This is a genomic window from Chitinophaga japonensis, from assembly GCF_007830125.1.
GTDB lineage: Bacteria > Bacteroidota > Bacteroidia > Chitinophagales > Chitinophagaceae > Chitinophaga > Chitinophaga japonensis.
This window is the reverse complement of sequence record NZ_VLLG01000006.1, coordinates 30,704-49,511: the sequence shown is the minus strand read 5'-3', so window position 1 is coordinate 49,511 and position 18,808 is coordinate 30,704. Positions and strand designations below refer to the sequence as shown.

Genomic DNA, 18,808 nt, shown 5'->3' with positions numbered 1-18,808 from the left:
TTATATGTATTGAGCTTTTGGTTTCGTTTTAGCCGTTTGATCGCACTTGCCATGCCCGGCATTTTCCTGTTTTCCTGCAGGGAAAATACGGTGGAGTTAGCTGCGCAGCGGCGGGCGGCGGGCCTGGCCATGCTAAAGGAAGCCGTACCGGAAGCCAGGAAACTGCCTTCGGCTGAAGAGCGCCTGGTATACTGGGAGCAACTGCTGAACAGCGACCCTTACCGGGGCGATTCGGTGCTGGAAGCCCGTATTCATTATGAGCTGGCCGGTGTGTATTATGCAAAGAATGACCTGGACTCCATTAAATGGCATTTGCAAAGCGCCTGGGACCTGATGGAAAGGCAGCAGGGGTATGGAGAAATAATGGTCCTGATCTATTCGGGAGAAGGGAATATCGCTACCATGGAACAGCAAGTGCACCAGGCCAGTTATTATTTCAACCAGGCTGCACGTATCCTGCTGGCAGATACCTCACTGGATATGACCGCCCTGCAAAAAGCCAATATTTTCCTGGCTACCGCCCAGGCGGATGCACACCTGTACCAGTATGACCAGTCCCGGCAATGGAACCATATGGCAGCACAGGTCCTGGCGCCCGGAGACCCTGATCAGGCGAGGCTGCTGTTCCGGGCATACGACCAGTTGGCGCTTCATTACCTGGACGGAACAGGCAGTAATACGGATTCAGCATGGACCTATATCCGCTGGATGGAAAAGCTGCTTCATGGGCATCCCCAAAGTATAGATCCCCAGTTCCTTTACGACAGAAAGTCGATCTATTACGACAGAACCGAACAGCCCGACTCTGCGCTTGTATACAACCGGAACGTGTTAGCGATATGCCGTAGTGATGTAGCATCCGGGAAGGCGCTTTTCGGTCAGTATGCCAACCTGTTCAAAAGCTACGTGAACATGGCGGTTACTTTTACCAGGCTTTCCCGGCACGACAGTGCCGGTTTCTATCTGGACCGGGCCACTGCTTTCATCAAAGCATATGAACAATACCTGGATGACACCGATTATATCTTATACCGGAAGAGCCTGATCGCCCATCTTTTTGAAACCGGCCGGTCCCGTGATGCTTATGATCAGTTTGAAACCCTGGTAGATAGTTACGAAACGCTTTCAGAAAACAAATACGCCCAGGCAATTGCCGAGATGTCCACTATTTATGCGCTGCAGGCCAAGGAAAAATCCGTTCTCCAGCTCAATGAACAGGTATTTCTGGTGGAAAGCCGTCTCCGGCAAAACCGGCTGCTGCTGGTGATCACCACCTTGTCGGCCCTGCTGGCTATAGCCCTTGCCGTGCTGCTGTATTTTATCCAGCAGCAACGAAAGCTGAAGGAAGAGAAAGCGCGCGTGCAATTACAGAAAAACGCCATTGAGCTGGAACAGCGGCTCCTGCGCACCCAGATGGAACCTCATTTTATCTTTAATACCTTGTCGGCCCTGCAGAGCTATGTACGCCTGGACGAAAAGGAAAAAGCGCTGAAATACCTGAAGCAGTTCAGCAGGCTTTTGCGCAGCAGCCTGGAATTATCCAGGGAAAGCCTGGCGCCTTTGGATGAAGAGATCAATACGCTCGAATATTACCTGAGCCTGCAGCAGATGCGCTATGACGATGCCTTTGACTACCGGGTTTCCCGCCCGGAATCCGGCGACACAGACCATCTGCTGATCCCACCTATGCTGGTACAGCCCTTTGTGGAAAATGCCATTATCCACGGCATGAAGGGGACCGGGAAAAAAGGCCGGATCGATATAGCGCTCCACTTGCTGGACCACAGCTTGCGGGTGACCATTACGGATAACGGGCCGGGTATACAGGCTACCGCCGGGAAGCCGGCCCGGGAAAAGAAATCCCTGTCCACCACCATCAGCCGGGAGCGCCTGGAGATGCTGGCCCGGGAAAAAGGCCTGAAGGCAGGCGTAACCATCACCGACCGCCGGGACCTTCCCGGGGAAAACAGGGGTACCTTGGTGGAGCTGATCATTCCAGTCCAGGAAAGCAACGTTTAGCATGCTGCGAATAATGAATTTACCCGGACGGAAAGTAAGTACCGGTAAACGGATTCACCGGGCCGGTTTGGCAGGGTCCCGGATGTGCGTAGCTTAGCCCCATGCAAAGAATTTTTCCCGTCGAGATCATGGAATTTACGGCTGAGCATCATTTTCAGCAGCATCACACGCGCAGCCGGGTGATCTACCAGGCGGTATTGCTGTTCCTGATGCTGGGGTTTGGCTCCCTGTTCTTTATCCGTGTAGACGTGAGCGTGAATAGTCGTGGAATACTAAGAGCAGCGGCGGAGCATAATACGGTAAAAGCGCCTGTTTCAGGGAGGATCGAGCGGGTGCTGATCCGGGAAAACCAGTTGGTAAAGCCCGGAGATACGCTGCTGGAAATACAGGCCGGGGCATTAGAGGCAGAATCGGCATATGTGGTTTCCAGGCAACAGGAGCTATCCCTGCGGATCGGTGATCTGAAGCAACTGACCGCGCTCTCTGAAACGCTGGCTGCGCCGGGCTCCAGCGCTTCGCAGGGGAAGCTTGCCCTGAATACCAGCCTTTATGCACAGCAGTATAGCCTGTTCAAGGAGCAGTTGGCGGAGCCCGAGTTGGCCAGGCTGGAGGCGCAGACCCGCTTCGCCCGGCAAAAGATATTGCATGATCAAAAGGTGACCTCAGATGCGGAATTCGAGCAGGATATGTACGCGTTGAAAAATGCGCAGGCCCGCCTGCATTTGGTATACGACAAGCAAATGAGCCAGTGGCAAACCGAGCTGAACGAGCTGAAACGGGAGCTCCGTGAATTATCCTCCCGCAAGCAGCAATTCGACCAGGAAAAGGAATTCTATACGGTGAAGGCGGTGGCAGGGGGAAGCATTCAGCATTTTAACGGTATACGCCCCGGGAGTTTTGTCACCCTGGGTGAAACCCTGGCGCAAATCTCACCAGACTCGGGGTTGATTGCCGAAGTGCAGGTCTTGCCAGGAGACATCGGCTTACTGAGGAAAGGCATGACGGCCCGTTTCCAGGTCGATGCTTTTAATTATAACGAATGGGGCATGGTAGAAGGGCATATCTGGGATATTGCAGACGATGTGCTCGTAACGGAAAGCGGGTCGCCGGTATTCCTGGTAAAATGCCGTTTGGATAACTATACCCTCCGTTTGCGCAACGGCTACGAAGGCGCCCTGAAAAAAGGAATGACCCTGCAGGCCCGGTTTATGGTTACGCGGCGCACCTTGTTCCAGCTTTTATATGACAAAACCGATAACTGGTTAAACCCCGGCCGGGCATAAACTTGTCTGATGAATATCAAGATCAAACAACGGGATATGACCGATTGCGGGGCGGCCTGCCTGGCATCGGTAGCGGCGTACTACAAGCTGAAGCTGCCGGTGGCCCGCATCCGGCAGTATGCGGCTACCGATCAGAAGGGGACAAATGTATTGGGCCTGATCGAAGCATCGGAAAAGCTGGGCTTTTCGGCAAAAGGGGTGAAATGCCCCTGGGAAAGCTTATTTAAAGTACCCCTGCCGGCGGTTGCCCATATCACGGTAAAGGGAGGGCTGCATCATTTTGTGGTGATCTACCGGGTAAGCAGGCGCTGCGTGCAGGTGATGGACCCGGGAGAGGGGCGCATGCATAAGCTCCCGCATGAATCCTTTAAAGCGCAATGGACCGGCGTGTTGCTGCTGCTCATGCCAGGTGAGCAGTTCCGGGAAGGCGATGAAAAAGTGCCGGTCCTCAGGCGGTTCAGTTTCCTGTTACAACCGCATCGCAGCATGCTCCTGCAGGTGCTGCTGGGCGCGGTGATGTATACCTTGCTGGGGCTGTCCACCTCAATTTTCCTGCAAAAGATCGTGGACCAGGTGCTGCCCGGGGGCAACCGGAATTTGCTGCATCTAATGGGCGTGATCATGGTTATGCTGTTGTTCCTCCAGGCATTTATCAACCATGCCAGGACCCTGCTTACGATCAAAACCGGCCAGTTGATCGATGCGCGGCTTATCCTGGGCTATTACAAGCACCTGCTGAGACTCCCGCAACGTTTCTTTGATACCATGCGAACCGGGGAGATCATTTCAAGGATCAACGATGCGGTAAAGATCCGCACTTTTATCAACGACGTGCTGATCATGTTTGCCGTTAATATTTTCATCGTGCTGTTTTCGTTTGCACTCATGTTCACCTTGTACTGGAAGCTGGCATTGGTGATGCTGTTGGTGGTCCCGTTGTATTCCCTGATCTATTACTTTTCTAACCGGGTGAACAGGAAAACCCAGCGGAAACTGATGGAGCGCGCGGCCGAGCTGGAATCCCAGTTGGTGGAGTCGGTAGGCTCGGTGGGAACGATCAAGCGTTTCGGGCTGGAGGAGTTTGCCAACCTGAAGATGGAAAACAGGTTTATCCGCCTGCTGGGAACAACTTACCGGTCTTCGGTAAATGCGTTATGGATCGGGAACTCCGGCAGCCTTACTTCCGTACTGTTTACCGTTATCCTGCTGTGGGTGGGAGCCGGTTTTGTGATGGATACGCGGATCACTCCCGGGGAGCTCCTGTCTTTTTATGCGGTGATCGGTTACTTTACCGGTCCGGTTACCCAACTGATCGGGATGAACCGTACCATCCAGGATGCCCTGATCGCCGCCGACAGGTTGTTCGAGATCATGGACCTGGAACAGGAAGCGGCCGGGCAGCAAGCTACGCTCACCCCTGAGCTGGCAGGTGATATCGAATTTAAGGGAGTCCATTTCAAATACGGAACCCGTGCGGCGGTTTTCCAGGATCTGAACCTGCGCATGCGCAAAGGACAGGTCACAGCAGTAGTGGGAGAAAGCGGCTCGGGGAAAACCACCCTGCTATCTCTCTTGCAGGGGATCTACCCGGTAAAGCAGGGGAGCATCATGATCGGCGATTTTGATATCCGTTACCTGAGCCCTGAGAGCCTGCGCCGGGTGATCGGCGTGGTGCCCCAGCAGGTGGACCTGTTTGCGGGGAATGTGATCGAGAACATCGCCGTAGGAGCGCCTGAACCGGATATGAGCCGCGTGATCCGTACCTGCAAAGAGCTGGGGATGGCTGAGTTTATCGAACAGTTGCCGGAAGGGTTCCATACGTATCTTGGAGAAAACGGGGTAAACCTCTCGGGGGGACAGCGCCAGCGCCTGGCCATTGCCCGGGCCCTGTACCGTGATCCTGAGGTGCTCATCCTGGATGAGGCTACATCCTCGCTGGATTCCGTTTCAGAGCAGTATATCCGGCAGGTGATCGATTCGCTGCGAAACCGGGGGAAAACCGTTTTGGTGATCGCTCACCGCCTTAGCACGGTAGCGCAGGCCGATAAGATCGTGGTGCTTTCCAAAGGAAAAGTGGCAGAAGAAGGCCCCCACCACACACTCCTTGAAGCTAAAGGCGCCTATTACCAACTGTGGAGGCAACAGGTACCGGACTGCGCTCCTTCCGCTCACATCGCTGCAGCAAACAACACCTGAGCGATACTAAAAAAGCCCCGGCCTTTTAATGGCCGGGGCTAATACCGGGTGCCATCGGGAATATCCCGATACGACGCGTAGAAACGTATACAAACCCAATGGGGTCGCTTTCTGGACTGGTTGCCACGTTTCCGAATTGTGCCTTGGAGTGAGGGCTGCCTGTTATTACCTTAGACCCGTTGTACAACAAAAACAAATTTTATTTACGTATTAAAATCAGAAAATCATGAATTTAGAACATTTGAATGTAGCGGAGCTCAGCTCCCGGGAATTGGTTGAAACAACCGGCGGCAAGTATTGGTGGCAGTATGGGAATCTAATAGCCGATATCTTTGCGGTGACACCCGAAGCACAAAGGAAGCTGGAAAGCTTTTAACTAACGTTTCAGCACAATGATTCAGGTGCGGGTATTGCCCGCACCTTTTGTTGCTTGCCGATGGCCTTAACAAGGTTACTATTCGTAATAGGACGGTATCATTTTATATTCTTTCCAAACCCGGCACCTCTTCCAGGCTTCCCGCATCACGGGGATGCACCAGTTGCACCGCTCCTTTGGAAACAAAACGGTAGATCTGCCCGGTGACCGTACCGGTAGTGACCAACGCCGAATGGCCGGTATACCGGTATGCAATGAAGGCTTCCGCATCCGCCTGCCCGGCAGGCGCCAGACCCCGCTGCTGTGCTGCCAGCGCAGCTCTCTTTTTTCCGCAACACATACATTTTCATTTTAGTGGTTGATGATTTCCCGGCTGGTGATCCTTTCCAGCAGGATAGCGGCTCCTGAAATGGCGGGCCAGAGCAGCAGGCGCTCCTGCCAGGATATGCCCAGCCAGATGGCAAAGGGCAGGGCCACCCATATGCTCAGGCAGTAAAAGCAGTCGAGCAGGTTCCCGAAGAAACCTGCTCCTGCTTTTTTCCTGAGCAGGAAGACGAGGTCAAACGGACCGTCCTCCGCCTGCAGCAGGTGCGTGATCCGCCAGGCGGCCAGCACGCACAATAGGAAATAATAACTATGCATGGCCGCAGTTTATCCCAGGCAGAAGCCTTTGGGCATGTAAGCATGATAACCATACTGGCTGCTGCCCACAATGGTCCGGTCGCGCCCGTGTATCCAGATGTTGTAGCCGCAGGGCTGCGTAGCCGCTGTGGTTTGCAGGGTCCAGGTGCCGGATTTGCCGCCATTAGGCAGCGGGAACAGGGCGCTGCCGTAAGCCAGGGAGGCCGTGGGCTGCCCGTCTATCTGTATGGTAGTGCCTGCTGCTGCCGGTGTAACGTAAATGTTCAGGCTGTGGCTGTCGTTGTCCGTCATCTGGTAAGTGCCGGAAATGGTGCTGCCCGGCGGGAAGTCGCCGCAATCGCCGCCACCGCTGGTAATGGTGATGTCCACCTGCGGGGCCGGGATGTCTGCGCTGAACTTCACCCACTGGCTGTTATAGAACACACCTCCCAGGGTAATGTCCTCAAACTCTATCCTGATGTAATGGATGCCCCTTTCTGTGGGCGTAAAGCTGCCGAACAGGTCGTCCACGATGAAGGTGTTAGTGGCTGGGTTGGCCAGGTAAGGCATCCAGCCGTTCACATCCGGGGTAAGGGTGATGAGCGGGGAAATAGTGCCGAAGGTATCCGTTTTCAGCTTCACCTGCGTCATGACGGAGTGCTCGGCTGTGCTGGGCGCTATGACCCGTATGCGGTAGCGGAAGCTGTGGGTATTCTGGTTAAAGAAGCGGCCGCGCAGCGTAGTGTTGCCGCCAAAGGGACTTTCCACTGCGGTAAAGCCCAGGGTGTGCAGGCCGTTGGCTTCGCCGGTGATGCCGCTGATCAGGTCTACCGGCATGCCGCCCAGCAGTTCTATGAAGGGCTTGAGTTGGCCGGGGTTTACGCCGTCCGGCAGCGGTTTGATCTCCACCTGGCATTCTTCCCAGTCGCCCCAGGGCGCTACCCAGTTGGGATCTATGGGCGGCACCCAGTTCCAGGACAGGATCACTTTTACCTTGGCGCGGCCGGTCTGGCACCAGGCTTTCTGGTATGGGTCCAGCGTTACTTTCAGGGGAGCGTTGTACCAGAGGCCGCCGTCCGGCAGGGGAATATCGTGCACTGTTACGGAGGAAGTGCCCATGTACACCCAGCCGCCGCCAAAGTCCATATAGTAGGCCAGGTATTCCTGCGAGCCTTTGGAGCAGAGGTTTCCGGAATAGCCTGCGGAACGCTTGATGTGAATGGCCGCGTTCAGCGTGTCGAAATCGCGGTTCAGGCCCACGCAACGCACTTCTTCGTAGGTGGTATTGAATTTTTGCTCCTGCAGCGCGCCGACAATGCTGCTGATATCCAGCTCGTATTTTTTCAGCAGCTCGTATTCCTGCGCCGTTACGGCCGCTTTGGTAAAGAAGGCGTTGCTCACAAAGCTGTAGCCTTTACGGGAGGGCTCCACCTCTTTGCCGTATACTTTGGCAATTTCCGCCAGCGTATAGTTCTCCTTCAGGGCAGGCGCATATTCCAGCGGGGGCAGGGCCTGGTCCACCAGGTCAAACTGCTTGCCGTCCAGTTGCACGCCGATATTGCCCAGGATATCGTCCAGCAGGCAGATAAAGCCGGTGCGGGGAGCGGCCTGTATGCGGGCTTCCAGCACATTGCCCCAGATGGGCGGCCAGAAGGGGGCTGCGGGTGGCGGCAACTGGTTCCAGGAAAGGATGCCGCGCACCAGCGGCAATACGGGCTGCTTATCGCAGCAGGACCTTTTCCTGGGGGCAAAGGTTTTGAACACCTCGTAGCAGAGGTCTTCGCTGTTGCCAAAGTCGTGGATGTCAAAGCTCACCACGCCTTCATCTTCCCAGGATACGCCGTTGTCATAGCTGACATAGAAACGCACGTATTCCTTGCTGCCCGGGGTACAGGGCCCGCCGCTGTAGCCGGCTCCCTGCTTTACGGTGATGATCGCACTGAGACGCTGGGCGTCCGGTTTGTAGCTGATGCAGGTCAGCTCTTCATAGAAGGTGTTGGATAGCAGCTCCAGCTCCGGCTTGAACTGCGCGTTCAGGGGGCTCTCCTTGTCCTGTATACCGAAGTAGTTCGGGTTTTTGAGGAGCAGCCACTGTTGTTTGTTTCTGAGCTCAGCGGAGTCTTTCGCGCTCAGCTCCTTGATGCGGGATTGCATGGTAGTTCAATTTTTGGGGTTGAATAATTCTGGGGTATTGTATGCAAAAGTACGGGAACAGGGAGGGGGTTGACAAGCGTATAAATACCTGATTTGGAAGGCAGCACTGACAGGAATCAGCCAGATAGATGACCCGGATCATTTAAATACAGCGGCAGGCGGACATAATTTCATGAAAAATGGAAGGACTGCTGTAAATTCGCTAAGCAGCCATATTATCCCAACCCCAGCCGATGAAAATATACTTTAAGAATCTGGATGGTCTCAGGTTTTTTGCCGCCTTACTGGTATTGATCCATCATGCCAGTTTTTTTAAACTGGATGCTGTAAAGGGAGCTTCTGCCGTTTATCACGTGTACACGAAACAGTTTGGCACCCTGGGGGTGAACCTGTTCTTTGTACTGAGCGGGTTCCTGATCTCGTACCTGTTAATGGTGGAACAACAGCGAACCGGTACGGTCAATATTAAGCACTTTTACCAGCGCCGTATTCTCCGGATCTGGCCCCTGTACTATTTTTACGGGATCTCCATTACCCTGCTTGCCCCGCTCGCGATCAACTGGCTGGGAATGGGAGCGCAGGAGGTAGACTGGCATACGATAGGCATCAACCTGGTGTTCCTGGTCTTATTTGCCGTTAATATACAAATGGCTTTCTTTCAATATAACCCGGGCATTGCGGAAATCACCTGGTCTGTATGCATAGAGGAGCAGTTTTACATGGTATGGCCCTGGTTTATGCGCTGGTTCAACAAGCGATTGCTGCAATTGTTTGTTATAGTAGTAGCTGTCAGCATGCTGATGAAAGTGTTGTTCTTTGTGCTGATGGCAGCGGGGTATATTACGGAGCACAGGATGAAGCTCATTAACTATGTATTTGCCCTGAACCGTTTGGAACTGTTTGGCATGGGGATGTTAGGCGCTTATTTTTATTTCAACAGGGAGCGGTATGGCCGCGTCTATAAAAAATTGTTCCACAGGGGAGTACAATGGGTAATGTGGGCGCTGTCCATCCTGTTTGTGCTGGATCTATTCCCTTTACCGGCTACATTCCGTTACTTTTTTGCCCATGGGCTGGCGGCCGTCCTGTTCTGTTATATCATAGTGGCCTCCGTAACGGAGCGGTCTGTTGTTAATTTTGAGCAGCCGCTCCTGAGAACGTTGGGAAAAATATCCTATGGCATTTACCTGTATCATACGGTGATATGCCAACTGACGATCAACCTGTTTGCGAGGGTTTTGCGGGTGCCGCCAGCTTCCTTCATCGGGTATGATGTTATTTACCCCTTTGTTTGCCTGTTACTGACGGCGGTGGTGGCCTATGCATCCTACCAGTTGTTTGAGAAGCGTTTCCTGGAAATGAAGCAAAAAATTGCCGTGATCCAGACCCGGGTGTAGGCGGTAAAATGTAAAAGTTGGCGAAAGTGAATAACGCCAACTTTTACAGGTGTAATTTTTACAAGCCGGCTATCAGCTTATTATTCAGCGCTACATAATCATCGTTCTTGGCTTCTTTTGCCAGTTCAATGGATTGCATGGCAGTAGCCTTTGCACCTTCCTTGTCACCGGCTTTGGCCTGTATCTTGGCTTTCAGGTGATAGATCCAGAATGCTTTCGGGTTCTCCCTGGTAGCGGCGTCTGCCCACTCCAGGGCTTTCTTCAGGTCGCGGCCGGTTTCATAATAATAGGTGGCCGCCTGGAAGTAGGGTTTCTTTTCGCCTTTCATGGCTTCGTCCAACTGGGACATGATCTTGCCGTCAATGTCTGCGGTAATGTTTACCGGTACGATGGTCTTGTCCCAGATCAGCATCATGTTCATGGAAGTGGGCATCACTTCGTCGAAGGTGATCAGGAAGCTTTCCACGGTTCCCGGCATTTCCATGGGGGCTACCTTGACGCGCACCACATCATTGGCCTCCTTGTAGGCGGCAGGGTTGGTTACGTTCAGGTCTTTGGTCAGTATCACGATCCATTCGGACTGGCCGGGAATGGTGAGCAGGCCGTACTTGCCCGCTTTTACCGGGGTGCCCCCAAATTTCACGTCATCGCCGAAGGTGATGGTGGTAGCGGCGTTGGCGCCGGTTCTCCATACTTTGCCATAGGGCACCAGCTCGCCCATAATGTTCCGGCCTTTCATGGCAGGACGGGAATAGCTTACCTCCACATAGGAGAGTGCAAAATCCTGTTTTACGGTCTGTCCGGGACTGGGAGCAGGCATTTTAACGTTCTGTGCAAGGGCGCCCTGGGCGTAGCACAGGAGCGCGCAGGCAACGGTAGCAATGTTGTAACGTAATGTTCGCATATGTTGGTGGTTTAATGGTGTGCAGCTATTCTATGAGGCCATTGCGGAAGGCGTATACTACCAGCCCTACGGTGTTCTTGGCGCTCGTTTTTTCCAGGAGCTTCTGCCGGATCCCTTCTACGGTGCGGGGGCTCAGGAATATCTTTTCGGAGATCTCCTGGGTGGTGCACTCGTTGCAGATCAGTTGCAGCACTTCCTTTTCCCGGTCGTTCAGTTGCAGCTCCGCATTGGTGTTGCTGTTCCTGAAAACAGGCTTGAACTGTTGTTTGTTCTTGTGCAGCACTTTTTTGAGCAGGGCCAGGTTTACGTTCTCGCTGAAGTAAAAGCCTTTTTCATACGTGGTGCAAATGGCTTCGTATATTTCCTCGGGTTCTGCGTTCTTCAGCAGGTAGGCGTTGGCGCCGTTCTCCACCAGGTGCACGATGAAGTTGTCATCTTCATACATGGTAAGAATGATGACCTTTACATCCGGGTATTTTTCCTTTACCTGGACGGTAGCCTGTATGCCGTCCATATTGGGCATTTTCAGGTCCATCAGTATAACATCCGGCACTTGCTCTTCTATGATACTTAACAGGTGCTCCCCGTCCTCCGCCTCAAAAACCACGTTAATGTTATGGTAGGGCGTGAGCGTATTGATAACGCCACTGCGAAATATCTTGTGATCATCAGCAATCGCCACTTTTATCTGGTCAGCCATAGGGAGTGTTAGTTGTGTGAACAGTATAAACAGGCCGTAAAGTTAAGTGAAAATTTTTCTTAACGTTTAACTCTCAACAATTTAATAACCTGAAGGGTAACGACGGTTATTGCGATTGATAGTTTTCCACGCGGATCTGTGCTATTGTTCCTGTTGGCGTTCTTTCTGCAAATTTGATACTTCCGCCGATAATATTCAAGCGGCTTTCAATATTTTTAAGTCCCAGGCTGCCGGTTTTTTTGCGGGAACCCTCCAGGGCGCCCAGCAGGCGGCCGTTGCCGTCGTCTTCCACGTCAATGCTGAGCAGGGCAGGGGTGCTGTGGTAGGTGATCAGCACTTCTTTGGCCTGGGCGTGCTTCAGGATATTGTTGATAAGCTCCTGTACCACGCGGTATACGTTGAGCGCTTTTTCCCGGTCTACAGTATGGCCGTTACCGGAGGTTTTGAAGGATATCCGCACCTGTTTGTTCTTGTTCATCAGGCTGCAGAAGGAGTCCAGCGCATGGGAGAGGCCCAGGTTATCCAGCGCCTGGGGGTGCAGGCTTTGGGAGATGAAGCGCAGGTGCTGAATAATGGTATCGGTGAAATCCTTGGTTTCCTTCAGGCGTTCGGCTTCCCCGTTGCCGGTTTTGAGGTGGTGCTGCAGTTGGCCCAGGTTCAGCTTCAGTACGGACAACTGGGCGCCTACTTCGTCATGCAGGTCTTCGGCAATGCGTTTGCGCTCCTGCTCCTGGCCCTGTAAAACGGCCACCAGGCGTTCCCGTTGCAGCTCCAGGTCCTTGTCGCGCAGGGCGAGTTTATGCTGGATCACCTGTTTTTGCTGAAACATTACGAGCACTACTACGAGGATGCCCAGCATAAACATAGCGGCTGTGCCTATTATCACTATTTCAACAATGTTCATCCGTACTGTCTTTTGGCTTTCAGTAGGCCAATATAAAAAAGAATTCCCTCAATTATGCCGCTAATGAAGATAAGGTAAGGCATAATATAAACATTAGGAATGGAATGCCGGAGAAAGAAATTATAAGTAAGTGCCTGGAAAAATGAGCAGGAAAAGAAAATGAATAACCCCGCATTGAACCAGAAATCAGGTAGGATATTAATAAAGATGGCTTCTCTTACAAGGTCTTCATCAAACAGCAGTTGGATAAAGAAAATAATGCCATAGCAAAGCAGCAGGGAAGCCCTAATCGTTGCAAAAATAGAATTATAGGTCATTATCCCTTCCAACTTGAGTATGTCCAGGAAGAAAATAATAACAACTGGGACTAATAATATTTTAATTACTTTTTTAAGCAAAGGGGATTTTATTATTAGCTGATAATACTTGGAGAGGATAATAAATTGCACGAAGTGCATAATAGAAAGAAACCATAAATTATTGTGAAACAGTTTGGCTAGGAGAGCAGATCCTGCTGCAAATATCACACTAGAAATAAGATAGTAATAAGCCCACTGGCCTGCTTTATCCAGCACCCGGCGGTGTAAAGTAAAGGGGATCAAAATTAAACATTCGATCCCCAACATTACGTAAAAAAGTACTAAGTAGATAAACACCTATATGAAATTTTAATTGAAATCTCTAAGGACAGTAAGAAGGACAGCCAAGACCTTCATCCAGCGCCTTACCGTCATCTCCGTCACCACCATCATCCGGCGCCGGGGACATAAATCCCAGCCCTGCGGTTTTAGGCTTGGGCGGGTAATAAGGCATGTTTTTGCCTTCTTTATTGACAGCGTAGATCACCATCTTTTTATCATCTATACCATCCCCGTCCAGATCCACGCCATAGTATATACGAATTCCTACGCAGCCTTCACAATCCAATAGTTCCTTTATTTTGTCCTTACCAAAGAAATAGGCTTTCGTAAAGTCCTTTTTGCCATGTTTTTTCTCCTTTTCATCATAGTTCTTGATCAACCGGTCGGCTTCCTTTAAGGAAATAAACTTACCCGCATCCGGGGGATAATGTTTTTTTTCATTTGTACTCATGTGACATTAGTTTTAGTTAATTAGAAAAGTTCAGTATTAGCCAGTGGGAGTAAAGTTATTATAAAATCCTACTTTTTATAGTGTAGATATATATGGCACTTTTGTGTTAAGTGTATGTGTGCGTTCTCGGAAATGGGCTACTATAGGCTGTTTGGGACGTTTTTCTGTAAAAGCTGATCTGATCAGGTTACGTAGTTTCCCGCAAAAATGCGTAGTTCTACGTATTTTTCCTTTTGTCCCCTGAAATTATTTTGATTATAAAGAATAATAACTATTTTGCCGCAGCAAATCACCAACCCGATACACCCCTGTCATGCTGCGCTTTTATAAGTCAATGCTTTAAGTCAATTAAGCTGATCCGCCCGCCGGGACTGGACATGCTACATGCCCTTCCTGCCCGGAGGCCCCTTAGCGTGCCCAACCGTATTTTCCGCAAGAATGCGTAGTTCTACGCATTCTCCATTTATGGGACTTCTACGCTTGTCTGCTGTTCCTTTATTCCCAACCTTTGTGATATCAACCTGAGTTCAAAAGATATCACGTTATTACTTTAGAGGGGACAGTGCTTAGGTTATACGTTGGGCCTTTCTACCCATGTTTGTTTCTTCCGGTTTATGCAGAGAGAAGTAGGAAAGAAAAAGCCGGCTGTTCCGTAGAATGGCCGGTTGAGGGTTTAGCACGTTAACCCCTTTTTTTAAAATTTTAAGCCATGAGTTACCTGTTAATTGGAAACATCTCTGCATTGATCTGTGATGACTGTATAGAGCCGCTGTCAAAGGGGCGCTTACGCATCTATCTGCCGGAAGGCCGCTCCCCATCGGATACATCCGGTAAAGGCAATTTTAATCATCTTAAGCTGCTGGCTCCGGGAGAAGCGGAGCGAAAAGCGGATCGTTTGTTAGCGGAAGCCATGCTGGATGAAAGAGGTGATTTTAGCCTCTCCTGGGAACAGATACACCTGTTCACAGAACCACTGGAGCTGGATCTCTGCCTGGAACAGATGCCAGGCAGGGCGCCAGGCTACCGGGGCGTTACGCAGTACCACCTCAGCCGGCTGGTGCCGCACTGGAAACGCACCCGCGACAAGTACCTGGGCGCATTTGCCTATGTGATCCCCTCGGAGCACTGGAGCCAGATCAGGGGGAGCTATGGCACCTGGGTGATCAGCGGCACTGTCCGCTTTCAACACCACGCGGCAGGCCAGCCGCAGTTAAAAGTAGAAGCTTACAATGCGCAGAACAACAAGCTGCTGGGCACTGCATACACCAATTTGCTGGGCCGCTACAAACTGCAGTTCGGAGTAAAAGATATGTCAGCCGGCGTGTTGATGCCGGTCCGCCAGGGTCAGTACCAGCGGGGACCGGACGTATACTTCAAGGTATATCGCAACAACCTGCTGCTTTGGGAGGAGGACGCACAAACCGCGCAAAGCCCCGAAAGGAAGGCGATTGCACCCTGTACCTTGCTGAACATCACTGTAAAACCTTCAGCCATGAAAAAAGCGACCACTCACCTGGCGCAGTGGCTGGGCGGCTGGTCCGTGATGGTAAAGCAACGGAAGAGATACCAGGACGAGTTTTTGCTGTTAGCACCATTCTAAAATCAGAGTTTTAGTTAGGAGTCATCGTGTTTGAGAGCCCCATTTGTACATATAAACAGCTACCCACCAGCCAGTTTCCGGGTAGCTGTTTTTTTATTGCCCCTGATCAGGTGGCAGACAGCATTGCGGCCAGGTTACCCAATTGCTTCAGCTTCCGCTCCAACTCATCAGACCAGGGTAGCCCTATACACAGCCGCATGCAATGCTGAAACTGGTTTTGTAAGGTAAACATCCGGCCGGGCGCAATACTGATATGCTGTTTCATGGCAAGTTCATATAGCACCGTTGTGTCGATGGCTTGGTCAAACTCCACCCACAGGGTAAGGCCGCCCCGTGGCCGGCTTGTTTTGGTTCCCTCCGGGAAATACCTGGCGATGGCCTGGAGGTAATGCTGGTAATTTTCATACAGGGTCCGGCGCAGGCGGCGCAGGTGATGCTCGTATCTGCCGGAGCCCAGGAAGCCCGCCACTGCCTCGTGCACCAGTGAAGTGGCCGAAATGGAATGCACCAGCTTCAGCTTCAGCACCTGTTCCTTAAACCGGCCCGGGGCTACCCAGCCCACCCGGTAGCCGGGCGCCAGCGTTTTCGAGACAGCGCTGCACCACAGCACATTGCCCGTTTCATCAAATGATTTGCAACATTTCGGACGCTGGTCGCCAAAATACAGGTCGCCATATATATCATCCTCGATAAGCGGGATATTATGGGCGGATAAAAGCGCCACCACTTCCTTTTTGTGCTCATCCGGCATACAACTGCCCAGCGGCGTGTTGAAATTCGGGATCAAAAGGCAAAGGTTGATCCTGGGGAGCGACTTCCGTAAAGCAGCTATATCAATGCCGGTGGCAGGATGGGTAGGCAGCTCCAGCACCTGGAGCCCCAGGCTGGTGGCCAGTTGTAATATGCCGGGATAGCAGGGGCTTTCTATGGCAACGGTATCACCCGGTTTGGACACGGCCATCAGGCAGAATGACAGCGCGTTCATACCACCGCCGGTGGTTACCAGGTCGCTTTCCTGCAAATGGCCGCCCCATACCCGTGAGCGCGCGGCGATCATTCTCCGCAACTGCAGGTTGCCTTGTAAGGGCTCATACGCCGTGCCGCCTGCTTCAAGTTTCCGGGTAGCCTGCAATATCTCTTTTTTGAGCCTGGCCAAAGGCAGCAGCGCCCCGGAAGGAACCCCGATGGAAAAAAGCGTGAGATCTTCCCTTCCCATATTTTCATAAACGCTGGTAATGATATCCGCCGGCGCCTCATTGCCGGCTACCGGCGAGGGACGGCTGGGCGACGAAAGCGGGAGCCTGAGATAAGACAGCCGGCGCACAAAGTAACCGGATTGCGGTTTGGACTCCACGAGCGACTGCGCTTCCAGTTCCAGGAACACCCTTTTGGCGGTATTCATGCTAATGCCGTGCTCCCGGCACAAGGTTCTCACAGAAGGCAGGCGGTCACCAGCCTGCAATACCCCGCTGCTGATCTGCTGCGCAATGCCATTGGCAATGGCGCTGTATAAAATCACCTTTCCCATGGCGCAAATGTAACTGTGTCTATTGAAATACACAAAACTGGGGCTGTGCTCATTGTGTTTCGCTGTTTAGTTTTGCCCCCGTTATTTAAACAGGTTTATTATGAAGCATGCATACGGCTGGATCAACGGATTAATAGGGGTGGTCATTTTTAGCGGCTCATTGCCGGCCACAAGGGTGGCCGTGCAGGATCTGTCCCCGGTGTTCCTCACCGTGGCGCGCGCAACTATAGCCGGTGTGCTGGCCCTTTGCCTGCTGATCATCTTCCGGGAAAAGCGGCCCGCAGGCCGGCAGATTTTTTCACTGGGTATTGTGGCGATAGGGGTGGTGCTGGGTTATCCGCTGCTGACCGCCCTTGCTTTACAATATGTTACATCGGCGCATTCCATCGTCTTCGTGGGAATGCTGCCCCTTGCCACGGCTGCATTTGGCGTGATGCGCGGGGGAGAGCGGCCCCGTCCGGCGTTCTGGTTTTTTTCGGTGCTGGGCAGTTTGCTGGTGATCGGATTCGCCATTGCCCAGGGCCTTTCCGCTTCGCCTGCCGGCGACGTGCTCATGTTGCTGGCCATCGTTTTATGCGGGCTTGGTTATGCCGAAGGGGCAAAGCTGTCCAAAACACTGGGCGGCTGGCAGGTCATTTCCTGGGCCCTGGTGCTGTCATTACCGTTGATGGCGCCTTTGGCGTATTACTCGCGCCCCTCGTCATTCACCGGCATCCGTGCGGAAGCATGGATCGGGCTGGTGTATGTGTCCCTGTTCAGTATGCTGATCGGTTTTGTGTTCTGGTACCGGGGCCTGGCGCAGGGCGGGATTGCTGCTGTAGGACAGTTGCAGTTGCTGCAGCCGTTTTTAGGGCTGGCGCTGGCCGCCACTTTACTGCACGAGCACATAAATACAGGCATGATAGGCATTACGGCGGGCGTAGTGCTCTGCGTTGCCAGTTCAAGGAAATTTGCGAAACAGGCGCAGGAAAAGTGATCAGAACCGGGGGTGGAAGCGCTGCAGGGTGTCCCGCAGGAATTCCCGGTCCAGGTGGGTATAGATCTCCGTGGTGGTAATGCTTTCATGTCCCAGCATCTCCTGTACGGCGCGCAGGTCGGCCCCGCCTTCCACCAGGTGGGTGGCAAAGGAGTGCCGGAAAGTATGTGGCGACACCTGTTTGGTAATGCCTGCCGCTGCTGTCAGCTCCCGGATCACCAGGAAGATCATGACCCGGCTCAGCGCGCTGCCCCGGCGGTTCAGGAACAGGGTATCCTCCTGGCCGTTCTTCACGGGCACGTGCACACGTATTTCGTCCTTGTACAGGTTAATATATTTCATGGCATCCCGGCCCACCGGCACCAGCCTTTCCTTATTGCCCTTGCCGATCACGCGTATAAAGCCGGCGTCGAAATGCAGTTGGGATATTTTCAGGTTCACGACTTCGCTAACACGCAGTCCGCAACTGTACATGGTTTCCAGTATGGCGCGGTTGCGCTGCCCTTCGGGCGTACCGGCCTTTACCTGTGCAATGATGCGCTCAATTTCTTCGAAGCTCAGCACATCCGGCAGCTTGCGCTGTATTTTGGGGGCTTCCAGCAACTGGGTGGGGTCCTGCTTCACAATGTCCTCCATCATCAGGTAGCGGTAAAATGCCTTGATGCCGGAAATGATGCGCGCCTGCGAGGTGGCGGTCATGCCCAGCCCGGCAATCCATTGCGCGCAGCCTTGCAGGTCGTCCAGGGTCACCTCGTCCGGCGGCACGGGCCGGTTGTGCGCCAGCAGGTACTGCTCCAGCTTCTCCACATCCCGGGTGTAAGCCAGCACGGAATTATCCGAGAGCGACCGCTCCAGTTGCATGTAAGCGCTAAATCCTTTCAGGTACACCTTCCACATAAGGTAAATGTAAAATGGCAAATGTAAAATCTTAAATGTAAAAGTTGGTGGAAACGTATACAGCTTGAACAGTAATGTTTTGTGAAGCATGCCCGCCAACTTTTATATTTTACATTTGAAATTTTACGTTTTACATTCCATTCTTTTATTTTTGAATTTTA

17 protein-coding genes are annotated in these 18,808 nt (G+C 52.5%); 7 read left to right on the top strand and 10 right to left on the bottom strand.

Annotation, left to right across the window (positions count from 1 at the left end; all coding sequences use genetic code 11):
- Window positions 1–9: 9 nt before the first annotated feature.
- The 4 genes from LX66_RS24680 (at window position 10) to LX66_RS28235 (ending at window position 5,874) form a co-directional block, all read left to right on the top strand.
- Window positions 10–2,019, top strand: coding sequence for a sensor histidine kinase (locus LX66_RS24680; protein WP_158642752.1), 2,010 nt, complete (start codon window positions 10–12; stop codon window positions 2,017–2,019).
- Window positions 2,020–2,120: 101 nt separating this feature from the next.
- The gene (locus tag LX66_RS24675) at window positions 2,121–3,302 is read left to right on the top strand and encodes an HlyD family secretion protein (RefSeq protein WP_145718479.1); all 1,182 of its coding nucleotides are present in this window, start codon (window positions 2,121–2,123) and stop codon (window positions 3,300–3,302) included.
- Window positions 3,303–3,311: 9 nt separating this feature from the next.
- Entirely contained in the window at window positions 3,312–5,498 is a 2,187-nt protein-coding gene (locus LX66_RS24670) for a peptidase domain-containing ABC transporter (protein WP_145718477.1), read from the top strand.
- 226 nt (window positions 5,499–5,724) lie between these two features.
- Complete coding sequence (locus LX66_RS28235) at window positions 5,725–5,874, top strand: hypothetical protein (protein WP_158642751.1); 150 nt, start codon at window positions 5,725–5,727, stop codon at window positions 5,872–5,874.
- A gap of 103 nt (window positions 5,875–5,977) precedes the next feature.
- Here the strand turns inward: LX66_RS28235 and LX66_RS24665 are convergent, their stop codons facing one another.
- From LX66_RS24665 to LX66_RS24655, 3 genes are read right to left on the bottom strand one after another with little or no spacing between them, the layout of a single operon-like run.
- Window positions 5,978–6,214 carry a hypothetical protein gene (locus tag LX66_RS24665; protein WP_145718475.1) on the bottom strand — a complete coding sequence of 79 codons (237 nt, stop codon included), beginning with the start codon at window positions 6,212–6,214 and terminating at the stop codon, window positions 5,978–5,980.
- Between the two features lie 11 nt (window positions 6,215–6,225).
- Entirely contained in the window at window positions 6,226–6,516 is a 291-nt protein-coding gene (locus LX66_RS24660) for a DUF1360 domain-containing protein (protein ID WP_145718473.1), read from the bottom strand.
- A gap of 9 nt (window positions 6,517–6,525) precedes the next feature.
- The gene (locus LX66_RS24655; RefSeq protein WP_145718471.1) at window positions 6,526–8,649 is read right to left on the bottom strand and encodes a hypothetical protein; all 2,124 of its coding nucleotides are present in this window, start codon (window positions 8,647–8,649) and stop codon (window positions 6,526–6,528) included.
- A 233-nt stretch (window positions 8,650–8,882) separates the two neighbouring features.
- Here LX66_RS24655 and LX66_RS24650 point away from each other — a divergent pair, with 233 nt between their 5' ends.
- Complete coding sequence (locus LX66_RS24650; protein ID WP_145718469.1) at window positions 8,883–10,046, top strand: acyltransferase family protein; 1,164 nt, start codon at window positions 8,883–8,885, stop codon at window positions 10,044–10,046.
- Window positions 10,047–10,104: 58 nt separating this feature from the next.
- On the opposite strand, the gene LX66_RS24645 is transcribed toward LX66_RS24650, so the two are convergent.
- From LX66_RS24645 to LX66_RS24625, 5 genes are all read right to left on the bottom strand, one after another.
- Entirely contained in the window at window positions 10,105–10,950 is an 846-nt protein-coding gene (locus LX66_RS24645; RefSeq protein ID WP_145718467.1) for a DUF2911 domain-containing protein, read from the bottom strand.
- Window positions 10,951–10,975: 25 nt separating this feature from the next.
- Window positions 10,976–11,650 carry a response regulator transcription factor gene (locus LX66_RS24640; RefSeq protein ID WP_145718465.1) on the bottom strand — a complete coding sequence of 225 codons (675 nt, stop codon included), beginning with the start codon at window positions 11,648–11,650 and terminating at the stop codon, window positions 10,976–10,978.
- Between the two features lie 106 nt (window positions 11,651–11,756).
- Window positions 11,757–12,554 (bottom strand): sensor histidine kinase, encoded by a 798-nt coding sequence (locus LX66_RS24635; protein WP_145718463.1) that lies wholly within the window; start codon window positions 12,552–12,554, stop codon window positions 11,757–11,759.
- Window positions 12,551–13,180 carry a hypothetical protein gene (locus LX66_RS24630; RefSeq protein ID WP_145718460.1) on the bottom strand — a complete coding sequence of 210 codons (630 nt, stop codon included), beginning with the start codon at window positions 13,178–13,180 and terminating at the stop codon, window positions 12,551–12,553. Before LX66_RS24630 ends, LX66_RS24635 begins: the two co-directional genes overlap by 4 nt.
- 55 nt (window positions 13,181–13,235) lie before the next feature.
- Window positions 13,236–13,646: a hypothetical protein gene (locus LX66_RS24625; RefSeq protein WP_145718457.1), complete on the bottom strand. Its 411-nt coding sequence runs from the start codon at window positions 13,644–13,646 to the stop codon at window positions 13,236–13,238.
- 709 nt (window positions 13,647–14,355) lie between these two features.
- Between LX66_RS24625 and LX66_RS24620 the strand changes: the two genes are divergently transcribed.
- The gene (locus LX66_RS24620) at window positions 14,356–15,246 is read left to right on the top strand and encodes a hypothetical protein (protein ID WP_145718455.1); all 891 of its coding nucleotides are present in this window, start codon (window positions 14,356–14,358) and stop codon (window positions 15,244–15,246) included.
- Window positions 15,247–15,352: 106 nt separating this feature from the next.
- Here the strand turns inward: LX66_RS24620 and LX66_RS24615 are convergent, their stop codons facing one another.
- The gene (locus LX66_RS24615; protein ID WP_145718452.1) at window positions 15,353–16,774 is read right to left on the bottom strand and encodes an aminotransferase-like domain-containing protein; all 1,422 of its coding nucleotides are present in this window, start codon (window positions 16,772–16,774) and stop codon (window positions 15,353–15,355) included.
- A 100-nt stretch (window positions 16,775–16,874) separates the two neighbouring features.
- On the opposite strand from LX66_RS24615, the gene LX66_RS24610 reads away from it, so the two are divergent.
- Window positions 16,875–17,750, top strand: a complete 876-nt coding sequence (locus tag LX66_RS24610) for a DMT family transporter (RefSeq protein WP_145718450.1) — start codon at window positions 16,875–16,877, stop codon at window positions 17,748–17,750.
- Here the strand turns inward: LX66_RS24610 and xerD are convergent, their stop codons facing one another.
- On the bottom strand, window positions 17,751–18,647 hold the full coding sequence (xerD, locus tag LX66_RS24605) for a site-specific tyrosine recombinase XerD (RefSeq protein ID WP_145718448.1): 897 nt from the start codon (window positions 18,645–18,647) through the stop codon (window positions 17,751–17,753). It lies immediately after the preceding gene.
- Window positions 18,648–18,808: the final 161 nt, after the last annotated feature.

Coding starts and splice junctions, on each gene's coding strand:
- LX66_RS24610 (WP_145718450.1), top strand. CDS start 16,875: ATGAAGCATGCATACGGCTGGATCAACGGATTAATAGGGGTGGTCATT.
- LX66_RS24660 (WP_145718473.1), bottom strand. CDS start 6,516: ATGCATAGTTATTATTTCCTATTGTGCGTGCTGGCCGCCTGGCGGATC.
- xerD (WP_145718448.1), bottom strand. CDS start 18,647: ATGTGGAAGGTGTACCTGAAAGGATTTAGCGCTTACATGCAACTGGAG.
- LX66_RS24665 (WP_145718475.1), bottom strand. CDS start 6,214: ATGTGTTGCGGAAAAAAGAGAGCTGCGCTGGCAGCACAGCAGCGGGGT.
- LX66_RS28235 (WP_158642751.1), top strand. CDS start 5,725: ATGAATTTAGAACATTTGAATGTAGCGGAGCTCAGCTCCCGGGAATTG.
- LX66_RS24640 (WP_145718465.1), bottom strand. CDS start 11,650: ATGGCTGACCAGATAAAAGTGGCGATTGCTGATGATCACAAGATATTT.
- LX66_RS24615 (WP_145718452.1), bottom strand. CDS start 16,774: ATGGGAAAGGTGATTTTATACAGCGCCATTGCCAATGGCATTGCGCAG.
- LX66_RS24620 (WP_145718455.1), top strand. CDS start 14,356: ATGAGTTACCTGTTAATTGGAAACATCTCTGCATTGATCTGTGATGAC.
- LX66_RS24655 (WP_145718471.1), bottom strand. CDS start 8,649: ATGCAATCCCGCATCAAGGAGCTGAGCGCGAAAGACTCCGCTGAGCTC.
- LX66_RS24650 (WP_145718469.1), top strand. CDS start 8,883: ATGAAAATATACTTTAAGAATCTGGATGGTCTCAGGTTTTTTGCCGCC.
- LX66_RS24670 (WP_145718477.1), top strand. CDS start 3,312: ATGAATATCAAGATCAAACAACGGGATATGACCGATTGCGGGGCGGCC.
- LX66_RS24675 (WP_145718479.1), top strand. CDS start 2,121: ATGCAAAGAATTTTTCCCGTCGAGATCATGGAATTTACGGCTGAGCAT.
- LX66_RS24630 (WP_145718460.1), bottom strand. CDS start 13,180: ATGTTGGGGATCGAATGTTTAATTTTGATCCCCTTTACTTTACACCGC.
- LX66_RS24645 (WP_145718467.1), bottom strand. CDS start 10,950: ATGCGAACATTACGTTACAACATTGCTACCGTTGCCTGCGCGCTCCTG.
- LX66_RS24635 (WP_145718463.1), bottom strand. CDS start 12,554: ATGAACATTGTTGAAATAGTGATAATAGGCACAGCCGCTATGTTTATG.
- LX66_RS24625 (WP_145718457.1), bottom strand. CDS start 13,646: ATGAGTACAAATGAAAAAAAACATTATCCCCCGGATGCGGGTAAGTTT.